Annotated in this window: 25 protein-coding genes; 24 read left to right on the plus strand and 1 reads right to left on the minus strand. The window is 41.2% G+C overall.

Going from position 1 to position 23,438, the window contains the following annotated elements:
- The 12 genes from BLQ59_RS11250 to pseF all read left to right on the plus strand — a co-directional run.
- A partial coding sequence (locus BLQ59_RS11250) for a sugar transferase (RefSeq protein WP_176756794.1) occupies positions 1–556 on the plus strand: 556 nt, incomplete at its 5' end.
- Position 557: 1 nt separating this feature from the next.
- The gene (locus BLQ59_RS11255) at positions 558–1,325 is read left to right on the plus strand and encodes a DUF4422 domain-containing protein (protein WP_074572990.1); all 768 of its coding nucleotides are present in this window, start codon (positions 558–560) and stop codon (positions 1,323–1,325) included.
- A 32-nt stretch (positions 1,326–1,357) separates the two neighbouring features.
- Complete coding sequence (locus tag BLQ59_RS11260; RefSeq protein WP_074572991.1) at positions 1,358–2,701, plus strand: GumC family protein; 1,344 nt, start codon at positions 1,358–1,360, stop codon at positions 2,699–2,701.
- 145 nt (positions 2,702–2,846) lie between these two features.
- On the plus strand, positions 2,847–4,058 hold the full coding sequence (locus BLQ59_RS11265) for a DUF6418 domain-containing protein (protein ID WP_143005344.1): 1,212 nt from the start codon (positions 2,847–2,849) through the stop codon (positions 4,056–4,058).
- A 160-nt stretch (positions 4,059–4,218) separates the two neighbouring features.
- Positions 4,219–5,217: a glycosyltransferase family 2 protein gene (locus tag BLQ59_RS11270; RefSeq protein ID WP_074572993.1), complete on the plus strand. Its 999-nt coding sequence runs from the start codon at positions 4,219–4,221 to the stop codon at positions 5,215–5,217.
- 76 nt (positions 5,218–5,293) lie between these two features.
- Entirely contained in the window at positions 5,294–6,535 is a 1,242-nt protein-coding gene (locus BLQ59_RS11275) for a CDP-glycerol glycerophosphotransferase family protein (RefSeq protein WP_074572994.1), read from the plus strand.
- An 83-nt stretch (positions 6,536–6,618) separates the two neighbouring features.
- Complete coding sequence (locus BLQ59_RS11280; RefSeq protein ID WP_074572995.1) at positions 6,619–8,268, plus strand: adenine nucleotide alpha hydrolase family protein; 1,650 nt, start codon at positions 6,619–6,621, stop codon at positions 8,266–8,268.
- A 12-nt stretch (positions 8,269–8,280) separates the two neighbouring features.
- The gene (locus BLQ59_RS11285) at positions 8,281–9,705 is read left to right on the plus strand and encodes a lipopolysaccharide biosynthesis protein (protein ID WP_074572996.1); all 1,425 of its coding nucleotides are present in this window, start codon (positions 8,281–8,283) and stop codon (positions 9,703–9,705) included.
- A 2-nt stretch (positions 9,706–9,707) separates the two neighbouring features.
- Positions 9,708–10,757: a polysaccharide biosynthesis protein gene (locus BLQ59_RS11290; protein ID WP_074572997.1), complete on the plus strand. Its 1,050-nt coding sequence runs from the start codon at positions 9,708–9,710 to the stop codon at positions 10,755–10,757.
- Between the two features lie 15 nt (positions 10,758–10,772).
- On the plus strand, positions 10,773–11,426 hold the full coding sequence (locus tag BLQ59_RS11295) for an LbetaH domain-containing protein (RefSeq protein WP_074572998.1): 654 nt from the start codon (positions 10,773–10,775) through the stop codon (positions 11,424–11,426).
- Between the two features lie 19 nt (positions 11,427–11,445).
- Positions 11,446–12,642 (plus strand): UDP-4-amino-4,6-dideoxy-N-acetyl-beta-L-altrosamine transaminase, encoded by a 1,197-nt coding sequence (gene pseC / locus BLQ59_RS11300; RefSeq protein WP_081342549.1) that lies wholly within the window; start codon positions 11,446–11,448, stop codon positions 12,640–12,642.
- A gap of 15 nt (positions 12,643–12,657) precedes the next feature.
- Positions 12,658–13,344, plus strand: a complete 687-nt coding sequence (gene pseF / locus BLQ59_RS11305) for a pseudaminic acid cytidylyltransferase (RefSeq protein WP_074573000.1) — start codon at positions 12,658–12,660, stop codon at positions 13,342–13,344.
- Positions 13,345–13,399: 55 nt separating this feature from the next.
- On the opposite strand, the gene BLQ59_RS11310 is transcribed toward pseF, so the two are convergent.
- Positions 13,400–13,831 carry a hypothetical protein gene (locus tag BLQ59_RS11310; RefSeq protein WP_176756795.1) on the minus strand — a complete coding sequence of 144 codons (432 nt, stop codon included), beginning with the start codon at positions 13,829–13,831 and terminating at the stop codon, positions 13,400–13,402.
- Positions 13,832–14,025: 194 nt separating this feature from the next.
- Here BLQ59_RS11310 and pseG point away from each other — a divergent pair, with 194 nt between their 5' ends.
- From pseG to rseP, 12 genes are all read left to right on the plus strand, one after another.
- On the plus strand, positions 14,026–15,066 hold the full coding sequence (pseG, locus tag BLQ59_RS11315; RefSeq protein ID WP_074573002.1) for a UDP-2,4-diacetamido-2,4,6-trideoxy-beta-L-altropyranose hydrolase: 1,041 nt from the start codon (positions 14,026–14,028) through the stop codon (positions 15,064–15,066).
- A gap of 10 nt (positions 15,067–15,076) precedes the next feature.
- Positions 15,077–15,574, plus strand: coding sequence for a GNAT family N-acetyltransferase (locus BLQ59_RS11320; RefSeq protein ID WP_074573003.1), 498 nt, complete (start codon positions 15,077–15,079; stop codon positions 15,572–15,574).
- Positions 15,558–16,586, plus strand: a complete 1,029-nt coding sequence (gene pseI, locus BLQ59_RS11325; RefSeq protein ID WP_074573004.1) for a pseudaminic acid synthase — start codon at positions 15,558–15,560, stop codon at positions 16,584–16,586. Before BLQ59_RS11320 ends, pseI begins: the two co-directional genes overlap by 17 nt.
- A 9-nt stretch (positions 16,587–16,595) precedes the next feature.
- The gene (gene glf, locus BLQ59_RS11330) at positions 16,596–17,696 is read left to right on the plus strand and encodes a UDP-galactopyranose mutase (protein ID WP_371118305.1); all 1,101 of its coding nucleotides are present in this window, start codon (positions 16,596–16,598) and stop codon (positions 17,694–17,696) included.
- A gap of 118 nt (positions 17,697–17,814) precedes the next feature.
- Positions 17,815–18,540, plus strand: a complete 726-nt coding sequence (gene pyrH / locus BLQ59_RS11335) for a UMP kinase (RefSeq protein ID WP_074573005.1) — start codon at positions 17,815–17,817, stop codon at positions 18,538–18,540.
- A complete protein-coding gene (gene frr, locus BLQ59_RS11340; protein WP_014423749.1) occupies positions 18,540–19,097 on the plus strand; it encodes a ribosome recycling factor in 558 nt (185 codons plus the stop codon). The genes pyrH and frr overlap by 1 nt, the downstream gene beginning before the upstream one ends.
- Complete coding sequence (locus tag BLQ59_RS11345) at positions 19,097–19,309, plus strand: aliphatic sulfonate ABC transporter (protein ID WP_074573006.1); 213 nt, start codon at positions 19,097–19,099, stop codon at positions 19,307–19,309. Before frr ends, BLQ59_RS11345 begins: the two co-directional genes overlap by 1 nt.
- Before the next feature lie 3 nt (positions 19,310–19,312).
- Positions 19,313–19,483, plus strand: a complete 171-nt coding sequence (locus BLQ59_RS11350) for a DUF362 domain-containing protein (RefSeq protein WP_014423751.1) — start codon at positions 19,313–19,315, stop codon at positions 19,481–19,483.
- Positions 19,484–19,567: 84 nt separating this feature from the next.
- A complete protein-coding gene (locus BLQ59_RS11355; RefSeq protein ID WP_074573007.1) occupies positions 19,568–20,377 on the plus strand; it encodes an isoprenyl transferase in 810 nt (269 codons plus the stop codon).
- Positions 20,378–20,392: 15 nt separating this feature from the next.
- A complete protein-coding gene (locus tag BLQ59_RS11360; protein ID WP_074573008.1) occupies positions 20,393–21,220 on the plus strand; it encodes a phosphatidate cytidylyltransferase in 828 nt (275 codons plus the stop codon).
- A gap of 12 nt (positions 21,221–21,232) precedes the next feature.
- Positions 21,233–22,384, plus strand: coding sequence for a 1-deoxy-D-xylulose-5-phosphate reductoisomerase (locus BLQ59_RS11365; protein ID WP_074573009.1), 1,152 nt, complete (start codon positions 21,233–21,235; stop codon positions 22,382–22,384).
- Between the two features lie 15 nt (positions 22,385–22,399).
- Positions 22,400–23,437, plus strand: a complete 1,038-nt coding sequence (gene rseP, locus BLQ59_RS11370; RefSeq protein ID WP_074573010.1) for an RIP metalloprotease RseP — start codon at positions 22,400–22,402, stop codon at positions 23,435–23,437.
- Position 23,438: the final 1 nt, after the last annotated feature.

A 23,438-nucleotide genomic window follows, 5' to 3' on the forward strand; every position in this document is an offset into this window, starting at 1 on the left:
AATCAGTCCGATTCTGTTAGCGCTTGCGATTTGCATCAAGCTGGATTCCAAAGGCAGTGTATTCTACAATGCAGATCGTATTGGCAAAGATGGCAGGAATTTCAAATGCTACAAATTCCGTTCCATGCATGTCAATGGCGATGAAATCCTCAGAGATTATCTGGCAAAGAATCCTGTTGCCGCTGAAGAATGGAAAAAATATGCAAAGCTCCGGGATTACGATCCCAGAGTCACCAAGGCAGGCGTATGGATGCGCAAATACAGTCTCGACGAACTGCCGCAGATACTAAATGTCATCAAAGGTGATATGAGCCTCGTCGGTCCAAGGCCGTACCTGCCGAGAGAAAAAGCAGATATCGGCAAAGACCTCAACACCATAACAATGAGCCTGCCCGGCATTACCGGCTATTGGCAGGTCAGCGGCAGAAACGACGTCAGTTTTCAGGAAAGAGTCACAATGGACACCTGGTACGTCAGAAACTGGTCCGTATGGCTCGACATCATGTATCTGGCCAAAACTTTCACCGCGGTAATTTTCGGTAAAGGAGCATACTAATTTGAATATAAAAATCCTAGTCGCCACCCATAAACCCTATTGGATGCCAGAGGATTCCGTTTATCTACCCATTCACGTAGGCAAGGAAGGAAAAATCGACATCGGCTATCAGGGCGATAATACCGGGGAAAATATCAGCAAGAAAAATCCCCATTACTGTGAATTGACTGCCCTGTATTGGGCTTGGAAAAATTTGGATGCAGACTATATCGGGTTGGTTCACTATCGCCGTTATTTCACACATAAAGAAGCTCGTAGTGTAGAAAAGAAGCGGGCACAGGTATTAAGCGGTAATGAGTGGGCGTGTATTTTGCAAAAAACACCTGTAGTGGTAGCAGGAAAACGCAAATATTACATTGAATCCAACCGTTCACACTATATCCATGCTCATCATGCTGAAGGTTTGGAAGAAATGGAGCGGATCATTCGCAAGCAATATCCGGATTATGTTATTTCCATGGAAAAGGTGATGAACCGTACCTGGGCACATATGTTCAACATGTTCGTAATGGACAGGAAGCACTATGATGCTTATTGCGAATGGATGTTTGATATCCTGGCTCAGATTGAACAGAACGTAGATATCAGCAATTATTCTGCATATGAAGCACGTATCTATGGTTTCGTCAGCGAATTAATGCTGGACATTTGGTTGGAGAAAAATCAGATTCCATATCACGAACAGAACGTATCCTTTATGGAAAAGCAGAACTGGATCAAAAAAGGCGGTAAATTCATAGCCAGAAAGATGGGCCTCTGCCGCGCATAAAACAATTTGAGAAAAATGGGGAGTTGAAACCTGTGGAAAAAGAAGAACAGATTGACATTGGCAAAATATGGCAAATTATGAAAGATCGCAAAAAAGTCTGTAGTGCAATAATTGGTGGCTGTACAGCAATTTCACTGTTGGTCGCAATTGTCTGGCCACCTACATATGAATCTACAACGACCGTGCAGACACGGGTAACTGGTGTAGGAGTAAGTGGCGCTGCAGCGGCGGCAGCCGCTTTGGGCTTAGGCAGCTCTATGTCATCGCCAACTTTATCTTATGTGGAGCTCATGAAGTCTAGCACTGTTCTGCAGCCAATCATTGATGAACTGGAGTGGGATGAAGATGAAAAAGAATTCCTGACTCCGGAAAATTTTGCTAAAAAGAATTTAAAAATTGAAAATACCAAACAAACGAACTTGATCAAGGTTACGGCTAAAGGGAAGACACCCGAAGAAGCCCAGATGATTTCCCAACATGTGGTTGATAATTTCCTTGTTTTGATGACTAAAATGAACAAGGAAACCCAGAGCCTGTTGGTACAGTTCTTGGATGAACGCATTCAGGATGCCAAGAAGGAAGCGGAAGACGCAAGACAGAAATTTGCTACTTATCAGCAGGAGCACAAGGTCTACAGTCCGGACGAACAAGCTAAAGCGGCAGTTGCAAAGATGACCGCCTTTGACGATGCTATTGCCAAAATGGAAGTCCAGCAGAAAGCCAATCAGGCCAAGGCCGAAGGTATAGCTGGTAAACTTGGGGATATCAAAGCTAGCAGTTTGCAGTTCAATATTAATGATAATGAAAATATTTTAGGCCTTCGTAATAAAATTGTTGGTAAGCAGTTAGAAATAGTGACGCTTCGTCAGCAATACACTGACGAAAATCCTGCCGTAGTTAAAGCACAGGAACAGCTTAAGCAATTACAGCAGAGCTTGGATAGTGAAGTGAATACAATAGTGGCATCAAAATATACCACACTGAATCCAACCCAGGCTGGACTTATTCAGGAACAAATAGGTGCTCAGGTAGCTATTTCTGTAGCAAAAGCTAGTGAAGAAGCAATTGCCAAACGCCGTGATGATGAAGAAAAGAAACTACAGAATTTCCCGCAGGATGTGCTGGAATATATGAATCTGCAGAGAGATACAGCTATCAAGGAAGGCATCTATACAGATTTGGTCAAGCGATTTGAACAGAACAAGATTCAGCAGGCCATGGATTCCATGGATATACAGGTGGTTGATCCGGCTAATTTGCCATTTAAAGAGCAGCCGGTGTGGCCTAAGAAAAAAATAATTGTTCTTTTTGGTTTTGTGCTAGGAATCATGAGTTCGATTTTATATTCAATAAGAATGGTAAAAAACAGAGAATAATGGTGTGAATAAAATGAAAATAGTTTTCGATGATTTTTGCCTATTGTGTTTTAAATGTATTTTTTTTCTGTTTTTATTTAATGCAATTTGCCAATTATATGAGCCTTTAACGAACATATGTAACGTCTTAGCAGTTTTCGTTTGGTTGGTTATTATTTATAACACAAAAAATGTAGATAAAAGTTTTTGCGCATTGTTATTTCCTTTAAGCTGGTTGTATTCTTATGCGATTTTCTCTGAATTGTATTTTGAATTATATCCTTCATTTACGCCTGAGTTAATGAAAACAACTTATGCTACCGGTGGATTGGTGCGTTTAATACTATATAATTCCATATTGTTTATTGGAGCTGATATTGCATTTAAAAAAGTAAAAATGCCAATAGAGGTGATATCAAAAGCAAATCGCTATGGCATATATTTATTATATTTTGTGATTGTGTCACTATTAATAACCAGTTTTGTTACATATGGTATTCCGTTGTTGGAGGGAGTTAATAGATTCGTTTTTTGGAATAAAGAAGTAGAGAACCCATTATTTTCCGCTGCTAGAGGTAATACATTTATTGTTTTTTTGTTGTTAATGTTACTATTTAATGAACGAAGTAAAAAAATGATATGGATGGTAGTCGTTCTCGTGATATTAACAGCTTTAGGTGGAGATAAATTTTCTCCTTTCATGGTTTTTATATTATATGCATTAATAGTTATAGTGATAAGGGAAAATATAAAATTTGATAAAAAATTTTGCATGAAAGCTGTTGGTGGTGTATTACTGATTTTCTTCCTGCTGCTTCAGCTGATTTATTATCATTATGCTGAAATAGCGAAGGCTGTAAATGTTAATGATGCAATTGTAGCAAGATTGGTTGAACAGGGACAAGTGTGGTGGATGGTAGATCAGATAATGCTTTGTGATAATGCTGGCCTGATTGGTAATGCGGGGATTATAGACGAAATAAAAGCAGGATTTTCTTTAACAACTGATCCATACTATTATGGAATGTATAAAATAATGCGAATGATAATATCACAGGATATGGTTTTACGTTATTACGAATTTGGTGTTGAATTTACGGAAGGATATCCAGCAATAGGATTGATATATTTCGGTTATTTTGGATTAGTTGTTTTTCAGTTATTTATTGGTTACCTATATGGTAAATGTGCGATCTGCTTTTATAAGTCTGTGCGTATGGGTGACGCATTAGGTTGTGCTATGATTGGAAAGTTGCATTCGCTGTTCATTGTAGGATTGGTAGGAGGTAATTTATGGAAATTATTTAGTTATAAAGCGGTGTTGCTGGTGACTATATATTATTTATGGTGTAAATTTAGAAGAAGTTTGCGGTTTTAAAATGAATACTATATAAAATATAGCAGATTAATCGGGAAATCTTAAACTAGAGTTATTTTGAGAAACAACTCTAGTTTAAAAAATGATGATAGTTATTGGTGTGTTGATGAGTTGTGTGATATCAACAGGATATGCATATTTTAGGGAATGTTAAACAGTGATGGATAATAAATATGGTGAAAAGCCGTTGGTTAGTATTATTATACCTGTATATAATGTGGAAAAATATATACAAACATGTCTTGAATCAATGGTGACGGTTATTCGGAAAAGTGCATATGAAAATGAAATAGAAATCATTTGCGTAGATGATGGATCTAATGATGAGAGTGGGAAAATATGTGATAGTTACGCTTTGAAATATAAAAATATTAGAGTGTACCATAATGAGAATCAAGGCGTTTCTCGTGCTAGAGCATTTGGTCTGTCTAATGCCAATGGTATATATGTTGCTTGGTGCGATGCTGATGACTATTTTGCTGAATGCTGGTATGAAAATGTTGTAAATATATTAAAAAATAATGATATTGACGGTGTGGTTATAGGTTATGTAAAAAAGTATAAAGATAAAGAAAAGAATTTTTGTTGTAGTATACGTGGTATACAGAGTCAGCAGGAATATATATATTTATTATCTGCTGATGATAAGATAAAAAGCTACTTGTATATACATATTATAAAGAAAGATATATTGGATAAATGTGATATTGATTTCAGCCTAAAAACTTATGAAGATTATGACTTGCTAACGAAGGTGTCAATGTTGATTGATAAAATATATATAGTAAATAAATCTTTATATTATTATGTGTTTCGTGAGTCTAGCATTACAAATACCAGTAAGCCTAATGATTTATTTAAAGCAATTTCTGTTGCAAAAAAACGATCCTATACATATCAATCAAAATCCATTATATATAGCGATGCAGGATATTGGAAAACACTTATGATATATTGTGTTAAATCAGCTTGTGATAAACATGAATCTCGTAGATATCAACAGTGCAAAAGGGAATTAAGGGAGTTAATGATAAATATAATTTTTGCAAAAGAATTGAATTTTAAATATAAAGTATGTCTTTTATTGTTAGTCGTTTTTCCTAGAAGGTTCATTGGATATATGTGGAATGCTTTAAAAGGTAATTTAAGGTGTATGTAAAATGAGATGATTAAGTAGTGATGGCGAAAAAGGGATTGAAAATACTTTCGTTAGTAAATATTGCGGAGTGTGTTAGATGCGAAGAGTAATTATTTTTTATGAGCTAATTTCAAGAGAGTATGATGTATGTCGAAAAATAAAGAAAAAAATAGAAGAAATGGGCGGAGAGGCATATGTATTCTCGATTACTTTCGAATGGTATGATGCAGTTGTTTTGTCCAAGAAAACAAAAATAGATTTTGTTTTGATGCCTTGGATGTATACCGACCATAATTATGAATTGGTTCAACCGTTTATTGAAAATAATCCAAACGTAAAATTGGGGAATTTTCATCATGAAGAAATAAGTTCTCCAGCTTATGAAAGCGTATTGCTGCCTAAAAGTGAAAATGCCAAAAATTCAATGCTCCATTTTGTATGGACTGGTACGTTTGCAGAGTCATTGCGATTATGTGGAGTGAAGAAAGAAAATATATTCGTCATCGGGAATCCTAGATGTGATGAAGGTCGCACTGTGAATAAAACGCGATTAGATTTATCTCAAGAGTATAAGTTAAATGTGGATAAAAAATGGATACTTTATGCGGAAACTAGAGATGCTTCCCCAAAGCTTTTAGCCTCAAATAAGAGAGATTTATTGGGGTTAGGAATTACTGAAGCTGTATATAATCAAGCGGTTAAATATGATGTAGAATCATTAAAAAAAACAATAGAACAGTTGCATTGCTTGCCTGATGAATTTTTTGATGAATATGAAATTATTTATCGGCCACATCCGGGGCATAGAGCAAATGCATCCATTGATCAACGTGTTCATGTGATTACGGATTATTCTATTTATGAGTGGCTTAATGTAGCTGAATTATATGTGACTTGGCAAAGTACTTCTATTTTCGAAAGTGATTTGATGGGGGTTGTTTCTTTCTTACATGAGCCCGTGAATCGTGAGGATAGATTTAGGGTTAGAGGCTTGGTGGAATATCCTAAAATAATTGATTTATCTGATTTGATTCATGTGAATATTGAATCTGCAAAAAGCAGTCAAAATAGAAAAATGACATATAAGAAATATTTGGGGGAATGTGATGGGAAATCTGTAAGGAATGTAGCAGAAAAAGTTATAGATTTAATTGAATTGCCTCCACAAAATTATAAAGTTAATTATATTGGTATTCGCAAATATAGATTGTGGAAAGAACGCATCTATGAAATTATAACTCGTGTTTTTGTTAAATTGAATATTTTACAGCATTTACATTATCCTAATACATCATATTTACGCATTAGAGATATTCCTTATAAGAAGGGAAATTTATAAGGAATGCTGGGGAAATGTGTACATGGTGATGCACTCATATTTGGTAAATATTAAAGAATTTTTGATGGATGAGGTGAGTTTAAATGTACATTGAATTAAATGATTTTAGATTGGGAAACAAGTATTCTTTGGATGATAAAAAAATAAGAATAATAAATGAAGATTTGAATCAAGAAAATATAATGGAAATCATTCGTAATGAAGATCGAGTATGCATTTGCATATATAACGAAGAATTTCGCTACATTGCTTTGCCAGCATCGTTTCATGGAGAAATTTTTTATATACAAAATGGAAATGAAATAATTATATCAGATAATTTATATAAACTAGCAGCACGATTAGGGAAGTTGACTATAAATAAAAGTAACTACGAAAGATTTATATTAAAAGGATATTTCTCTTCGGAGGATACATTGTTTAATGAAATTCACAGATTTAGTAATTTTTCAGTGTATGGTATTCTTGCAGGGAATTTTAGGAAATATGAAATTCCATTTACAAAAACTGTAGATACCGAAGATGAAAAGCAATATCAAAAGTTTAAAGATGTACTAAATGAAATAGTAGATAGAAAGTTAAGTGCTACACCGTGCTTGTTGCTCAGTGGTGGAGCCGATAGTCGGTTGCTATTATTGTTACTAAAAGAGCGAATTAAGGACCTTCAAGCAATAAATATGCAATATGCTCTATCTATGACTAACAACTTGAATGATATAATTCTTGCAGAAAAAATGTCTAAAGTTGTAGGATGTAAACTGCATAAAGTGTGTGTTGGATTTGGAGAGAAGGAACTTGACACATTATATGATGTTGCAGGAATTATGCCTAATTGTACGCATTTATCCATTGGTTTTGATGAAATGATACATACTGTATCTAAGCTAAGATTCGATAGTATATGGACTGGGCAGAATATGGATAATTTATACAATTTAGGTCCAACAGGTCAATTTTCTTTATCTAAAGCAGGATTAGGAGAGGCGCTTAAACGATTTTATTTATCAGAAGAATTCTTTCTAACGTTAGAAGATGTTGAAGGTACCCCAAGTAAAATTACAAGTTTGGTTGGATCTCTTGGAAAATGTATGTTACGTATTGCTAGAAAAAATACAAAAATAAATTTACCAAATTCTTCGGATAAATTGATAGATAATTTTGCTCATTCACCAGATTATTGGCCTCTTTCTTTTACTGGACGAGAGGTTAATAATAAAAAATTAATTAGGAGAAATCCGTTTGAAGTAAAGCAAAAATTATATAAAAATAAAATTAACTATTTTAATTCTGGCGATGCAAAAGTAATTGATTTTTTGGCATACAAATATGGAATAAATGCTATATTTCCGTATACTGATATGAGAATGATAGATTTTTTTTCTGGCTTACATTTGACTATGAAAGATGTGCTTTATCCTAAGAGATATGTCTATCGTTATATATCGGAATTTATTCCGAAGTATGGTAAAGAAATTACTCAGTTCACTGCCACGAAACATGATAAAAAAATATTTGCTAAAGATCATGAAGCTTTAGGTATAAATGAATGGATAGTATATTTGCTCGATAGGACAGTATTTGGAAATGGTTTAAAAAAAGCATTGGAAAAAGTTGAAGATGGCTTAATAGATGATAGGAGTCCAACACGACTCCAAGCAGGATTATCAAGTTTTTGGATTCAAACCATTATAAATAAACTAAAAGAAGATTATGGGGTGATTGTATCAAAATGAGGAACTTGATTAATGAAGCCAAATATATTTATAAAATCTATCGCTAAATTTTATATATCTCCGTTTGTAAATTTTTTTGTCGGGATATTTGCTGTTTATGTCACAACACGGGTTTTTAACCCTACAATTTTTGGCGTAATCAGTATGTTTAATATGGTAACAAATGTTCTTATGGGGATTTCATGTCTTGGATTTAATGAAGGTTTTTTACGATTTTACCATGAAAAAATAAATGCGCTAGGAAATGGAGGGCTGTTTCGCTATTGTCTGTCTAGGTCTATTGTTTCTTGGATCTTCTTTTCAATAATCATAATCTTCTTTTATCGGGAAATTTCTAATTCATTATTTCATGAAGAGAATTTTGAAATAATAATATTTTTGATATTAAATACATTGTCGTATGTTGTATTATATCGTTATATGCTTAATTATCATCGCATAACGAATCAAACATTTCTATATAATTTTCAACAAATTGTCTCCAATATTCTTGCTAAATTATTTGTGGTTGTTAGCTGCCTAGGTGTTATATCTATTTCGCATGTGCTATTTTATAACACTGTAGGATTATTTTGTTTTATGCTTATAATGGTTGTTTCTTATAGAAGTTTGATATTCGGAAATGACGTAAAAAACAAAGATTATGACTTTGGAGATGTTCGTAGATTTTCTATTATTACATGGCCAACGTCTATTATGTATTTATTTGCAAATTTGGCAACACCTTTAATTATCACCTTGCGGTTGGATGCATCCGCAGTAGGTATTTATACATCAACAAATTTATTTGCATCTGCGATCAATGTTTTGACTAGCGGTTTTTTGTCATATTGGGCAGTGTTTATTTATAAAAACTATAAAACGGAACAGAAATTTATAAAAAAAGTTCACGACTGTGTAATGTTTTCAACGATATGCATTATATCACTGTTACTTATCTTTCAACATGTAGCATATATGTTTATTGGTGCTGAATTTCATGATGGACGATTATTTTTCACGTTTGTGATATTAGAGACTTTATTTCTTTTTCTAGGGGAGTCAACTCAATATGGGATATCTATATCAAAAAAAGTTTATCAAACCACGTTGATATTTGCTATTTCAATTGTCATAAAACTGGTTGGGACTTGGATGATACTTCCATACTTTGGCTTGGTAGGAGCAGCTGTTATGGCAGCTTTCTCTGCAACTTTACGCTTCGGATTATTGTCTTGGAGAGGACAAAAATATTATTCGACTATAAGTAATGCTTGGAGAACATCTTTGGGCGTCCTATTGATTTGGTTTTTAGCAGTATCTAACTATTTATTTAACGATAAATATTTGATAGAAATGTTTTTGGTTATCTTTTGCTTACTAATTATGGGATTGATATATCGTTCTTATATAAAAGATTTGATCATGTTTGGATTAACGAAGGTTGGGAGGCAATAATCTTGTCAGCATTTAATGGAGCTACTTTGATGATAACTGGAGGAACTGGGTCATTTGGTAACACAGTATTAAAAAACTTTTTATCAACAGACATAGGTGAGATTCGCATTTTCTCTCGTGATGAGAAGAAACAGGATGATATGCGCCATCTTTTGCAGATAAAGTATCCTGAATATGCTAATAAAGTGAGATTTTACATCGGTGATGTGAGAAATGCACAAAGTATTAGAGATGCAATGTATGGTGTGGATTATATTTTTCATGCAGCTGCATTAAAACAGGTGCCATCTTGTGAGTTCTTTCCGATGGAAGCAGTTAGAACCAATATAATTGGTACAGACAATATGTTACATGCTGCCATAGACGCTGGTGTTAAAAGAGTGGTATGTCTTTCTACGGATAAGGCTGCATATCCTATAAATTCAATGGGGATATCAAAAGCAATGATGGAACATGTAATTTATGCCAATGCCAGAATGGCGGCAGAAAAAGGAGGTACTGTTATCTGCTGTACACGATATGGGAATGTAATGTGCAGTCGTGGCTCTGTAATTCCACTGTTTATTGATCAGATACATGCAGGAAATCCTATAACTATAACGGATCCGAATATGACACGTTTCTTGATGAATCTTGATGAAGCAGTTGAGCTTGTTAAGTTTGCTTTTGAACATGCTGACCCCGGCGATTTGTTTATTCAAAAGGCAGATGCTTCGACAATCGGTGATTTGGCTAAGGCTGTACAGAAACTTTTTGGAGATACTGGAACGAATATTATTGGGACGAGACATGGTGAAAAGCTTTATGAGACGCTTATGACCAAAGAAGAAAGTCTTAGAGCACAAGATATGGGGAACTATTTCCGTATTGCTACAGATGGCAGGGATCTTAATTATGATACGTCCGTTGTTGAAGGCGAAGTAAAAACAATGGCAGATGAATCCTATACGAGTCATAATACCACAAGACTTGATGTTGATGAAACAGTTGATAAAATTATGACAACTGATTATGTTAAGGAAGAATTGGCTGGAATTAGGCATATTATATAAAAGGAGTGGATAGAAATGATTTATAGATTTCCTTTGCGTAATGTAAAAGATATGCTCTTGAATCAAATTCGTAACAACTTTTTTCAGTCTATTGATGATGAAATGCTGATTACTAAGCATCTACCCATGGTGCTGGAACGTCTTGAAAAGAATATTTCTCATAACAGTAATAAATACTATTATACAATTAATGATAAAGGCGAGAGAGAACCGTACTTTAATCAGTTGCATTCTTGCCATTGGTTATTATTCCTCTATTTGACAGCTAATACGATTTATAAGCAAGAACATGAAAAGATTAAAGCTGCCAGGACGGTTTGTGATAAGATTTATATCCAAGCGAAAAATGTGTCGGCTTGTGATATTTATTATGAAGTAGATATGCCGGATATATTCTCGTTTGATCATCCTACTGGATCATTTATGGGACGAGCAAAGTATGGAAATTTTTTTTCCTTTACGCAAGGATGTTCGGTAGAATGTGATAATGATATATATCCTGTAATTGGAGAACATGTTACGATGCAGTCAAATAGCAAAATTGTGGGTAATTCTCATATAGGTGATAATTGTATTATCAGACACGACACTGTAATCATGAATAGAGATATACCAGCTAATTCTATTGTTTCAGGTTCTGGTAATAATTTAACAGTAAAGGCTATTTGATATAAGAGAGGTTGTTAACGTGGATAAAATTGCATTGTTTGGTGGAAAACCTGTCAGAGAAAAAAAGATTTTTTATGGTCACCAGTTGATTGAAGATGATGATATTCGTGCAGTATCGGATGTCTTAAAAAGTGATTATTTAACTTGTGGTCCCAAGATTGATGAGTTAGAACAAAAACTTTGCGAAATTACCGGTGCTAAATATGCAGTCGTAGTAAGTAATGGAACGGCTGCTTTGCATGTAGCTTGTATGGCTGTTGGTGTAACCGCTGGTGATGAAGTAATCACTACACCTATAACTTTTGCAGCTTCAGCTAACTGTGCAGCGTATTGTGGTGCGAAACCTGTTTTTGCAGATATAAATCCGGAAACGTATAATATTGATCCGGCTAAAATCAAAGAAAAAATAAATGCAAGGACTAAGGCTGTGGTTGCGGTAGATTTTACAGGTCAGGCTGTAGAAGCTGATGACATTGCTGAAATATGTCATGATAATGGTCTGATTTTTATTGAGGATGCTGCGCATTCGATTGGTACTAAGTATAAAGGTCGCTCCGTAGGAACATTGGCTGATATTACGACGTTTAGTTTTCATCCTGTAAAGACCGTTACTTCAGGAGAAGGTGGTGCTGTCCTTACTAATGACTATGAACTATATAAGAAGATAGTTTTGGCATCACATCATGGTATAACGCATGAGGTGGAAGAAATGCGCGATAAAAATCCTGAAGGTCCATGGTACTATGAGGAGATTGCTTTGGGGTATAACTATCGCATGACTGATTTTCAAGCGGCATTGTTGCTTAGTCAGTTGAAAAAGCTGGATCGGTTCTCAAAACGCAGGAAAGAGATTGTAGATAGATATAACAAGGCATTCGAAGAGATTCCGGAAATTTTTGTGCAGAAGGAAATTCCAGAATCGGATACTACAAGACATTTGTATATTATTCAATTGGTGTTAGACAAACTCAGTTGCTCCAGAAGAGAATTCTTTGATGCCATGGCAGCGGAAAATGTTCAGTGTCAAGTTCATTATGTTCCGGTGTATTGGTTCCCTTATTATGAGGATATGGGATATAAGAAAGGCTTATGTCCGGAGGCAGAAAAGATGTATCGCTCTGTGATGAGTATTCCACTATATCCAGCTATGACAGATCAGGAAGTAGATGATGTTATCAAAGCTGTGAAAAAGCTGATTGAATATTATAGAAAATAAAATTGGGAGCGTCTTATGAGTGCATTAGCTATAATTACAGCGCGGGGCGGTAGCAAGCGGATTCCTAAGAAGAATATCAAGGAATTTTGCGGCAAACCTATAATAGCATATTCCATTGAGGCTGCTTTGGCGTCAAAACTCTTTGATGAAGTAATGGTGTCCACGGACAGCGAGGAAATCGCTTCTGTGGCACGTTATTACGGAGCAAAAGTTCCCTTCATGCGCAGTGAGAAAACCAGTGATGACTTTGCAACTACGGCTGATGTGTTGCAGGAAGTAATTACGGAATACGGGAAGCGTGGGCAGAAATTTGATACGATGTGCTGTATTTATCCCACGGCACCTTTTGTGACCGGGGATAAACTGCGGCAGTCGTATGATAAATTCATTGCTTTTGAGGCGGATATGCTGGAATCAGTGGTGGCGTTTTCTTTCCCGCCGCAAAGGGCGTTTGTAGTTCGTGATGGGCTGCTGGCTTATCGCTATTCGGAACATGCCAACACCCGTTCGCAGGATTTGGAAAGATGGTACCATGATGCGGGACAGTTTTATTTTCATCGGATAGAGTCTTTTATGAAGCAGGAAGATAGACTGTCTGTAAGGATTGTGCCATTTGAACTGCCGGAAACTGAAGTGCAGGATATTGATAATCTTACAGATTGGAAATTGGCAGAGATGAAGTATCGATTGATGGAAAAATAAGAAAGAATGGAAAAGCACTGTGAAAGATAGGGCTTCACAGTGCTTTAAGAATCAATTATCGGGCAACATTTATTCCGTGTTCTTTTCCAATGCGGATAACTTCGTCAACGGAAATACTGAAGGAATCGGCAATTTCGGGAATCGGCTTGTTTTTCTTGAGATTACTTATGACAAGTTCAGTTAGCATTTCAAGGCGGCCTAAAACACGTCCCTGCTTTTTGCCTTTTTTTAACATTTTTTCGGAATGGAGTTCGAGTATTTTACCACCCATGATGTGATTAACCTCCTTTTTGGTATTCTTTTTGTCTTTTAACATATATTCTGCAATTCGTTTTGCAAGTTGCATTGTATCGGTATAGATGTTGGCTTGCTTCGTATTTGTTGCATAGGATTCAAATCTTGCTACCATATCCTTTAGTTCTTTCAACATAGCAGAGCGTTTTGTTGGATTTTCTTCCATAGCTGCAAATTGATCTTCATAGCGCATTATATAGTAAGGAATGAATAGCCATAGATGTTTATTGAAGATTTTCTCTAATGAATATTGCTGAACTTTGATAACAGGTACACATCATCAAAAATGGTGCCGTGAGGGAGATTTTGACTGTGTGTTTTTTTCAAAATTATCACCTCCGTATCTATACCAATATTATACCGTTTTGAAGAGGTGTTTTCAATAGAATGAAAATTGTAATAAGGGTAGATTCGTCTGTTCTAATCGGCAGTGGCCATCTTATGCGGTGTCTGACATTAGCTCAGCGCTATAGCAGGGAAGGACATGAGGTAATCTTTGTCTGCCGGGATTTAGCGGGCAATATTGCCGGATTGGTTCAGCAGAATCGTTTTGTGCTGGAAATGCTGCCTAAGGCTGAAGACAGCATGAACTTGTCAGGTTATGCTAAGTGGCTGACGGTTACGCAGGCACAGGATGCGGAAGATACAATTGAGGTTTTGAAGGGGCTGGGCAAGGTTGATCGTCTGGTAGTGGACAGCTATGCGCTAGATATTGTCTGGGAAAGGCTATTGCGACATCATGTGGGTGAGATTATGGTCATTGATGATTTGGCCAACCGAGAGCATGACTGTGATATTTTACTTGATCAGAATTTTTATTTGGACATAGAGTCGCGGTATCAGGGCTTGGTTCCCGAGCATTGTCAAATGCTCTTAGGACCGGAGCATGCTTTGTTGAGGGAAGAATTCTACCGTGTCAAGGATGCTATGCGAACCTGCGATGGACAGATACATAATATTTTGGTGTTTTACGGTGGTGTTGATGCAACGGATGAAACCACCAAGGCTATAAAGGCACTGATTTCTTTAAAGGAGGCAGGTGAACTGGCTGATGTGCAGGTTACTGCTGTGGTAGGCGCGAGCAATGGCCGGAAGGATAATATTGCCGAGCTTTGCCATATTGCAGGTTTTACATATTTGTGCCAAGTCAGCAATATGGCAGAGTTGATGGCAGAGGCTGATTTTATGTTGGGAGCCGGAGGGAGTACGACATGGGAGCGGTGCTTCCTGCAGCTTCCTGCCATTGTTACAGCTATTGCGGAGAATCAGTTTCAAATTTGCGAGGACTGTGCAGAGGTAGGGCTGATTTATTATCTGGGTCACTGGGATGAGGTGAGCCAGGAGAATATATCGCAGGCGATAAGGGAAATGTCAGCAACATCTAAAAGGATAGCCATGCAAAGAAAAATGAGCCAGTTGATGGGGTAGGTGATGATATATGTTAGAAAATAAAACTTATCTGCGACAGGCAGATAGAGATGATATGGAACTTTTTTTCCAGTGGGTGAATGAACCTGCTGTCAGAAAAAATTCATTTAATACAGAGCCTATCCCTTGGGAAAATCATCAAGCATGGTTTGAGAAAGTACTGGCAGATGAGGACATTCGTATCTATGTATTGATGAAGAATGATAATCCTATCGGGCAGGTTCGTTTGGCTCTTGAAGATAGCAAATGGCAGATAAGTTATAGCATTGCCTCGTCGTACCGCGGGCAGGGATATGGAAAAGTCATTTTACAATTGGTTGAAAACAAATTGATTTATGATGGTCTAGTGGGGGAAACTCTTTTTGCTGAGGTCAAGGCGGATAATGTTGCATCGCAGCGAATTTTTATCAAATTAGGCTATCAGGAAGCGGCGAGTGAGCATACTGATGCTTATGCATATATAAAAGTGGTTGAAGCAAAGGAGAGGGCAAATGTTACAAATCAATAATGATAAACCATTTATCATTGCAGAGATGAGCGGTAATCATAATCAGTCGCTTGATAGGGCAATGAAAATCGTGGAAGCGGCGGCAGAATCTGGTGTGGATGCGATAAAACTGCAGACCTATACGGCAGATACAATGACGATTGATAAGGATATAGATGAATTTTTTATCGCTGATAAGGACAGCCTTTGGCAGGGGGAATCTTTGTATAACCTATACAAGAAGGCGTATACCCCTTGGGATTGGCAGGAGAAAATATTCCGGCATGCTGAGAAATTAGGGCTTATCTGCTTCAGTACTCCCTTTGATGATACATCGGTTGACTTTCTCGAAGGTATTGATTGTCCGATTTATAAGATTGCTTCCTTTGAAAATATTGATTTGCCGCTTATTCGTAAAGTTGCAAAGACAGGCAAACCTATCATTGCCTCTACGGGCATGGCTAGTGTGGCAGAACTGGATGAAATGGTGCGGACAGCTAAGGAAAGCGGTTGCGATGATTTAACACTGCTTAAATGCACCAGCAGTTATCCTGCAACGCCAGAGGGGACGAATCTGCGGACGATTCCCCATATGAAGGAACTGTTTAATTGCAAGGTCGGTTTGTCTGACCATACTTTGGGGATTGGTGCGGCTGTAGCTAGTATTGCCTTGGGGGCTACGGTGATTGAAAAGCATTTTACTCTGTCCCGTGCAGAGGGGGGAGTGGATAGTGCGTTCTCTTTAGAACCGGAGGAAATGAAGTTATTGGTACGGGAATGTAACGCGGCTTATCAGGCCTTAGGCGAAATCCGTTACAATACGCAGGCTCAGGAAAAAAAGTCGTTGCAGTTCCGTCGTAGCTTGTATATTGTCGAAGATATGAAGGCTGGTGATATTATTACTGAGCAAAATATGCGCCGCATTCGTCCTGGATGGGGACTTCATCCGAAATATTATGATGCTTTGCTGGGGAAAAAGATAGCTACAGATGTTGAGAAAGGGACAAAACTTACATGGGATTTGATTATGTGAGGAATGGTAATGTTTATGTATGACTATTTAATAGTAGGCAGCGGCCTGTTCGGTGCTGTGTTTGCCCATGAGGCGAAGCAGGCGGGGAAGCGTGTGCTGGTGCTGGAGCGCCGAGAGCATGTGGGCGGTAATATCTATTGCGAGGAAAAGGATGGCATCAATATCCATAAGTATGGTGCGCATATTTTCCATACGTCTTATCAGGACGTTTGGGATTACGTGAATCAGTTTGTGGAGTTCAACAACTATGTGAATTCGCCCGTAGCGAATTACAAGGGGGAGCTTTACAATCTGCCCTTTAATATGAACACGTTTGCGAGGCTTTGGGGGATTGTGACGCCGGCTGAGGCAGCGGCGAAGATAGCGGAGCAGCGCACGGCAATCAAGGGAGAACCGCAGAATCTGGAGGAGCAGGCGATTTCTTTGGTCGGCACGGATATTTATACGAAGCTGATCAAAGGCTACACGGAAAAGCAATGGGGGCGCAGCTGCACGGAGCTGCCAGCTTTTATCATCAAGCGTCTGCCAGTGCGTTATACCTTCGATAACAACTATTTCAATGACCGTTATCAGGGGATTCCGGTCGGTGGCTATAACAAGCTGATTGAAGCCTTACTAGACGGTATTGAAGTCCGGACTGGTGTGGATTATAACGAATCCCGCGCTGAATCTGAGGGACTGGCGAAGAAAGTCATCTACACCGGCCCGGTGGATGCTTATTTTGACTATAAGCTGGGGCAGCTGGAATATCGTGGCCTGCGCTTTGAGACGGAGCGTTTGAAGGAAGTCAACCATCAGGGCGTGGCTGTTATGAACTATACGGAACGGGAAGTTCCCTATACTCGCGTGATTGAGCATAAGCATTTTGAATTCGGCACGCAGTCGGTCACCTATGTGACGAAGGAGTATCCTGCGGACTGGCAGCCGGGGGAGGAAGCTTACTATCCGGTCAACAATGAGCGCAATCAGAAACTGTATCAGCAATACGCAGACCTGGCCGCGCAGGAGAATTACGTTATCTTCGGCGGCCGGTTGGCTGAATACAAATACTATGATATGGATGATGTCATTAAGAGCGCCTTGGAGTGTGTGGGCAGAGAATTGAAATAAGGAAAAATCTCCAGCCGGGAGCACAAAACTTTTGTGTTCTCGGCTATTTTCATGTATAATGTAAATTAGTGTGAGTAAGAAGCAAGTACAGAGATGCTTGATATGGAGGGTATTAGTTTTGGAAACAGCGAAATATAAACGGGTTGTCCTGAAGTTGTCCGGTGAGTCCCTGGCTGGTGAACAGGGCTTTGGCATCAATCCGCCCATCGTGGAAGATATCGCCAAGCAGATCAAGGCTATCCGGGAACATGGCGTGGATGTGGCCGTAGTTGTCGGCGGTGGCAATATCTGGCGTGGTCTGGCTGGTTCGGCCAAGGGCATGGATCGTGCGCAGGCAGATTATATGGGCATGATGGCTACCGTGATGAATGCTTTGGCGTTGCAGGATGCGCTGGAGAAGATGGATGTGGACACCCGCGTACAGACAGCTATTGAGATGCGTCAGGTCGCTGAACTCTATATCCGCCGCAAGGCTATCCGCCATATGGAAAAGGGCCGTGTGGTAATCTTCGGCGCTGGTACAGGTAATCCGTATTTCTCTACGGATACGACGGCAGCTCTGCGCGCAGCAGAGATTGAAGCGGATGTAATTCTGATGGCCAAGAAGGGCACGGATGGCATCTACGATTCCGATCCCAACAAGAACCCCAACGCCAAGAAGTTCGATGAACTGACCTATCTGGAAATCATCAGCAAGGGCTTGCAGGTTATGGATACCACGGCTACGAGCCTGTGCATGGACAACAAGATTCCTCTCGTTGTCTTCAATATCGACAATCATGAGAACATCGTGCGGGCAGCTCTCGGCGAAGAGATCGGCACCACGGTAGGAGGTAATAAATAATGGTAAAAGACATTCTTAGCTCTCACGAAGAGCGTATGCAGAAATCCATCGATGCCCTGAAACGTGAATTCGGCTCCCTGCGGGCTGGCCGTGCTACGCCGTCCCTGCTGGACAAGGTGATGGTCGACTACTATGGCACGCCGACGCCGGTCAATCAGATTGCGAAAGTCGCTGTGCCGGAACCGCGCATGATCATGATTCAGCCCTATGAAAAATCCATGCTCCATGAAGTGGAAGTGGCTATCATGAAGTCGGACTTGGGCCTGTCCCCGAACTCCGATGGTACGGCAATCCGTCTGGCTATTCCGGCGCTGACGCAGGAACGCCGCCAGGAACTCGTGAAGACTGTCAACAAAAAGGCTGAGGAAGCCAAAGTTGCTATCCGCAATATCCGCCGTGACGGCAATGATGCCATCAAGAAGTTGGAAAAAGGCAAGGAAATCACCGAGGATGAGTCCAAGAAGGCACAGGAATCCATGCAGAAGCTGGCTGACAAATACGTCAAGGTAGTAGATACTGCCCGTGCCGGTAAGGAAAAGGAAGTAATGGAAGTCTGATGGCTTTGGACGTTATGGCCCTTCCTTGGGAAGTCGCGGAAAAGCGGCTTCAGGAGGCAAAGATCTCCTATGAAACAGAGATATCCCGTCCCACCCGGGATTTTTTCCCGGTGGACGAGCATAGATTTTATGTTGTGCGCCAGTGCCTGAGAGCAGACGGCAAGCTGCTTCTGACATTGGCGGCCAAACAACTGCCTGTAAAGGAGGTGTAATATATGGCTTACAAAATTGGTGAGGATTGCATTTCTTGCGGTTCCTGCGCTGCTACTTGCCCGGTAGAGGCAATCAGCGAGGGTGCAGAGCGTTATGAAATCGACCCGGATAAGTGCGTAGAGTGCGGCGCTTGCGCTGCTGGCTGCCCGGTATCTGCTATCGAGGCTCCCTGACGCGAAATTGCAAGCCCCTCTGGTGCTTTTGGCGGAGGGGCTTGTTTTCATTATTGAGATAATTTTCCTAGTGAGGGATTATATATGCTGAAGAAAATATTGGGAAAAGCAGTCACGACTTTGGCTGGCCGTGATGATTTCGCTATCCCGGAGCATGATTCACCACTGTTTGCAGGTATTGACTGGGACAGACTGCCGCGTCATGTGGCGGTGATCATGGATGGCAACGGGCGCTGGGCCAAAGGGCAGGGAATGCTGCGCACGGCCGGTCATAGTGCCGGTGTCAAGACGCTCAAGAATATCCTCAAAACGGCCATCGGATTGCAGCTGGATGCCTTGACAGTCTATGCGTTTTCCACAGAAAACTGGAAGCGGCCGGAGGCGGAAGTCGATTTTCTGATGAATCTTTTTTCCGAGTATCTGAAGAAAGAATTGCAGGAAATGCATGAGGATAATGTGCAGATTCATTTTATCGGCCGTTTGGATGGTTTGCCGCCTTCCTTGCAGAAGCAGATGCGCGAGGCGGAAGAACTCATGCAGAACAATACCGGTGTCAAGTTCAATGTTGCAGCTAACTATGGCGGGCAGGATGAACTCTTGCGTGCCGTGCAGCAGATTGCGCTGGCTGTGAAGAATGGGCAGCTTGATCCGTCCGCTATCGACGAGGCGTTGATTGAAAAAAATCTGGACACGGTGGGGAATCTGCCGGTTGACCTGATGATCCGCACCAGCGGGGATAAGCGTCTGTCCAATTTCCTGCTTTGGCAGGCGGCGTATGCAGAATTCTATTTCACAGATGTGCCCTGGCCGGAATTTTCGCCGGAATGCTTTGTGGATGCCATGAAGGATTTTGCCAGCCGTGACCGCCGTTTTGGCGGTCTGACCAATAAATAATAGGAGCGTTGCTTTTTGTTACTACGAATTATAACTGGGATTATCGGCATTGCCGCAGCTGCTTTTGTGATTCAGACAGGCGGCGTGGTCTTTGCCGGCTTTACCCTCTTACTGATGTTTCTGGCCTGGTTTGAGTATGCGCGGGCCTTTTCTGAGCGCGGCATGGGGCTGTCCCTCGTTACGGGGTTCATCGCTTTAGGCTTTATGTGGTATGCAGCCTGGCAGAAGCCGGAATTTTTGGCTTTGGCTTGCCCGCTGATCATCATGGTGACTTTGCTGGAAAGTGTGCTGCTGCGTGCTTCTACGAGCATTATGGATGCTTTGGCTTCCGGCGCGGGGCTTATCTATATCGGCTTCCCGTTTGCCTGCCTGCTGCTCTTGCGCAATTTCCTGCCGGATACGGTATTCGCTACGGAAATCGGCAATTTCAGCTTTGGTAATGCCTTTGTCTGGATCATGTTCATCGGCACATGGGCCAGCGATACCTTTGCTTACTTTACGGGCACGGCAATTGGCCGTCATAAGCTCTGTCCTTCCATCAGCCCGAATAAGACCATTGAGGGATTTATGGGCTCTCTGGTTGGTACCACGGCCGTAGTGGCCGGACTGGGCTATTTCCTGAATCTGCCGCTGCAGGCGATGGCTGTCTTAGGTTTGCTGATTGCCATCCTGGCTACGCTGGGAGATCTGGTGGAATCTGTGGCCAAGCGCTATGTGGGCATTAAGGATTCCGGCAATATCATCCCGGGCCATGGCGGTGTCTGGGATCGCTTTGACAGCGTGCTCTTTACGGCACCGCTGGTCTACTATTTCGTACAGTTTGTGAATCTCTTGGGCAAGTAAGGAGATTGGATGATGAAGAATATTGCAGTATTGGGCTCTACGGGTTCCATTGGCACGCAGACTTTGGAAGTCGTGCGCCGCAATCCGGAGCTTTTCCATATCAGCGTGCTGGCAGCAAATTCCAGCGATGAACTCTTCGAGCAGCAGATTCGTGAGTTTGAGCCGGAACTGGCGGTATTGGCAAATGAAGATGCCTATAATCGGCTGAAGAGCCGTTACAGCGGCAAGACACAGTTGGCTGGCGGCCGTCAGGCCTTTATCGATGCGGCAGCGTTTGACGGTGTCGATACCGTGGTCACGTCCATGATGGGCTTTGCGGGCCTCGAACCCACGATGAAAGCGCTGGATGCGAAGAAGAATATCGCGCTGGCCAATAAGGAAACCCTCGTGGTGGCCGGTGAAATCGTCACCCGCCGCGCCAAGGAGCAGGGCGTCAAGATCCTGCCGGTGGACAGCGAGCATTGTGCCTTCTTCCAGTGCCTGCAGGGCGAGAAGATGGAAAGCATTGAAAAACTCCTGCTGACCTGTTCTGGCGGTCCGTTCCGTGGCAAAAAGCGGGAAGAACTGCTGGATGCAACTAAGGCACAGGTTTTGGCACATCCCACATGGAATATGGGGCAGAAGATTACCGTTGATTCGGCCAGCCTGGTGAATAAGGGGCTCGAAGTCATCGAAGCCAAATGGCTTTATGATGTGAGCTATGACCAGATTCAGGTTGTCGTGCATCCGCAGAGCATCGTCCATTCCATGGTGCAGTTCCGCGACGGTGCGGTGATTGCCCAGCTGGGTTCCACGGATATGAAATTACCGATTCAGTATGCCCTGACTTATCCTGACCGCGTGCAGTCGGAATTTGATCGTCTGGATTTTTGGCAGATGCGGGATCTGACCTTTGGGAGGCCGGATACGGATACCTTCAAGGGCTTGAAATTTGCCTACGAGGCCGGTGCGATGGGCGGCAGCATGCCCTGTGTCTTCAATGCGGCCAATGAAGTGGCCGTAGGAGCCTTCCTCAAAGACGAGATCAAGTTCCTCGATATCTACGATATCATCGAGGAAACGATGATGAGGCGTGAGTGCATCATGGAGCCGACGTTGGAGGAACTGTTCGAGGAAGACCGTTGGGCAAGAGAGTTTGCCACGGAAGTATTACGCAAGAAATAAAAGGATGGTGACACTATGGTATTGACCATTGCAGCGGCTATCTTTGTTTTTGGTTTGTTGGTATTGGTGCATGAGCTGGGGCATTTCATCACCGCTAAGCTTACGGGTATGCGGGTGGATGAATTTGCCATTGGTTTTGGGCCCAAGCTCATCAGCTTCACCAGAGGGGAAACGGTTTACAGCCTGCGGGCGATTCCTTTGGGCGGCTTCAATGATATTGCGGGCATGGACCCCAGCAATAATGAAGCCGGGGAGCGCGGTTACTGTGAAAAGCCGGTCTTTTCCCGCATGATTGTGATTTTAGCCGGTTCCATTATGAATTTTATCCTGCCCATTGTGATTTTCTTTGGGATCTTCTTTTTTGTCGGTGTCAGTACGCCCAGCCCTGAGCCGGTGTTTGGAACCGTGCTGGCGGATAAGGCTGCTGCTCAGGCAGGGCTGCAGGACGGTGACCGGATTGTCAGCCTTGATGGCAAGGCCATTGCAACTTGGACGGATTTTGTCGATACGGTCAAGGATAATGAGGGCACGCCGATAAAGGTGGTAGCTCAGCGTGGTGATGAGACCATTGAAACCACGATGACACCAGTCTATGATGCTCAGGCAAAAAAGGCTATGGTGGGGGTTATGAGTTCTGTGGACACCAAGCATCCGGGGCTGTTCGAGGCCGCAGGACTGGCGTTAGAGAAGACCTATATGATCGTGGTCATGATGGTGGATGCGCTCCTGCAGATCATCCTGAAGCTCTCCGGTTCGGAACTGGCTGGTCCCATTGGCGTAGCCCAGATGGCTGGCGAAGTTGCGCAGATGGGCTTTGTGCCGCTGCTGAATTTTGCGGCGTTCCTGAGCCTGAACCTTGGCATCGTGAATCTGTTCCCGATTCCGGCGCTTGACGGCGGCCATTTTGTGACGCTGTGCGTGGAGGCTGTACGGGGAAAACCCATGAGTCCCAAGGCTTTGGAATACACCCAGAAGGTGGGCATTGTGCTGCTCATCCTGTTGATGGTGCTGGCCACGAAAAACGACATTGTACGTGTCTTTACGGGAGGCTAAG

It is taken from the genome of Pseudoselenomonas ruminantium (assembly GCF_900104055.1).
Classification (GTDB): domain Bacteria; phylum Bacillota; class Negativicutes; order Selenomonadales; family Selenomonadaceae; genus Selenomonas_A; species Selenomonas_A ruminantium_C.

What these genes read in the sequence shown, in the direction of transcription:
- BLQ59_RS11270 (WP_074572993.1), top strand. Translation starts at nt 4,219, where the DNA reads ATGGATAATAAATATGGTGAAAAGCCGTTGGTTAGTATTATTATACCT.
- BLQ59_RS11275 (WP_074572994.1), top strand. Translation starts at nt 5,294, where the DNA reads ATGCGAAGAGTAATTATTTTTTATGAGCTAATTTCAAGAGAGTATGAT.
- BLQ59_RS11280 (WP_074572995.1), top strand. Translation starts at nt 6,619, where the DNA reads ATGTACATTGAATTAAATGATTTTAGATTGGGAAACAAGTATTCTTTG.
- BLQ59_RS11285 (WP_074572996.1), top strand. Translation starts at nt 8,281, where the DNA reads ATGAAGCCAAATATATTTATAAAATCTATCGCTAAATTTTATATATCT.
- BLQ59_RS11295 (WP_074572998.1), top strand. Translation starts at nt 10,773, where the DNA reads ATGATTTATAGATTTCCTTTGCGTAATGTAAAAGATATGCTCTTGAAT.
- pseF (WP_074573000.1), top strand. Translation starts at nt 12,658, where the DNA reads ATGAGTGCATTAGCTATAATTACAGCGCGGGGCGGTAGCAAGCGGATT.
- BLQ59_RS11310 (WP_176756795.1), bottom strand. Translation starts at nt 13,831, where the DNA reads ATGCGCTATGAAGATCAATTTGCAGCTATGGAAGAAAATCCAACAAAA.
- pseG (WP_074573002.1), top strand. Translation starts at nt 14,026, where the DNA reads ATGAAAATTGTAATAAGGGTAGATTCGTCTGTTCTAATCGGCAGTGGC.
- BLQ59_RS11320 (WP_074573003.1), top strand. Translation starts at nt 15,077, where the DNA reads ATGTTAGAAAATAAAACTTATCTGCGACAGGCAGATAGAGATGATATG.
- pseI (WP_074573004.1), top strand. Translation starts at nt 15,558, where the DNA reads ATGTTACAAATCAATAATGATAAACCATTTATCATTGCAGAGATGAGC.
- glf (WP_371118305.1), top strand. Translation starts at nt 16,596, where the DNA reads ATGTTTATGTATGACTATTTAATAGTAGGCAGCGGCCTGTTCGGTGCT.
- frr (WP_014423749.1), top strand. Translation starts at nt 18,540, where the DNA reads ATGGTAAAAGACATTCTTAGCTCTCACGAAGAGCGTATGCAGAAATCC.
- BLQ59_RS11345 (WP_074573006.1), top strand. Translation starts at nt 19,097, where the DNA reads ATGGCTTTGGACGTTATGGCCCTTCCTTGGGAAGTCGCGGAAAAGCGG.
- BLQ59_RS11350 (WP_014423751.1), top strand. Translation starts at nt 19,313, where the DNA reads ATGGCTTACAAAATTGGTGAGGATTGCATTTCTTGCGGTTCCTGCGCT.
- BLQ59_RS11355 (WP_074573007.1), top strand. Translation starts at nt 19,568, where the DNA reads ATGCTGAAGAAAATATTGGGAAAAGCAGTCACGACTTTGGCTGGCCGT.
- BLQ59_RS11365 (WP_074573009.1), top strand. Translation starts at nt 21,233, where the DNA reads ATGAAGAATATTGCAGTATTGGGCTCTACGGGTTCCATTGGCACGCAG.
- rseP (WP_074573010.1), top strand. Translation starts at nt 22,400, where the DNA reads ATGGTATTGACCATTGCAGCGGCTATCTTTGTTTTTGGTTTGTTGGTA.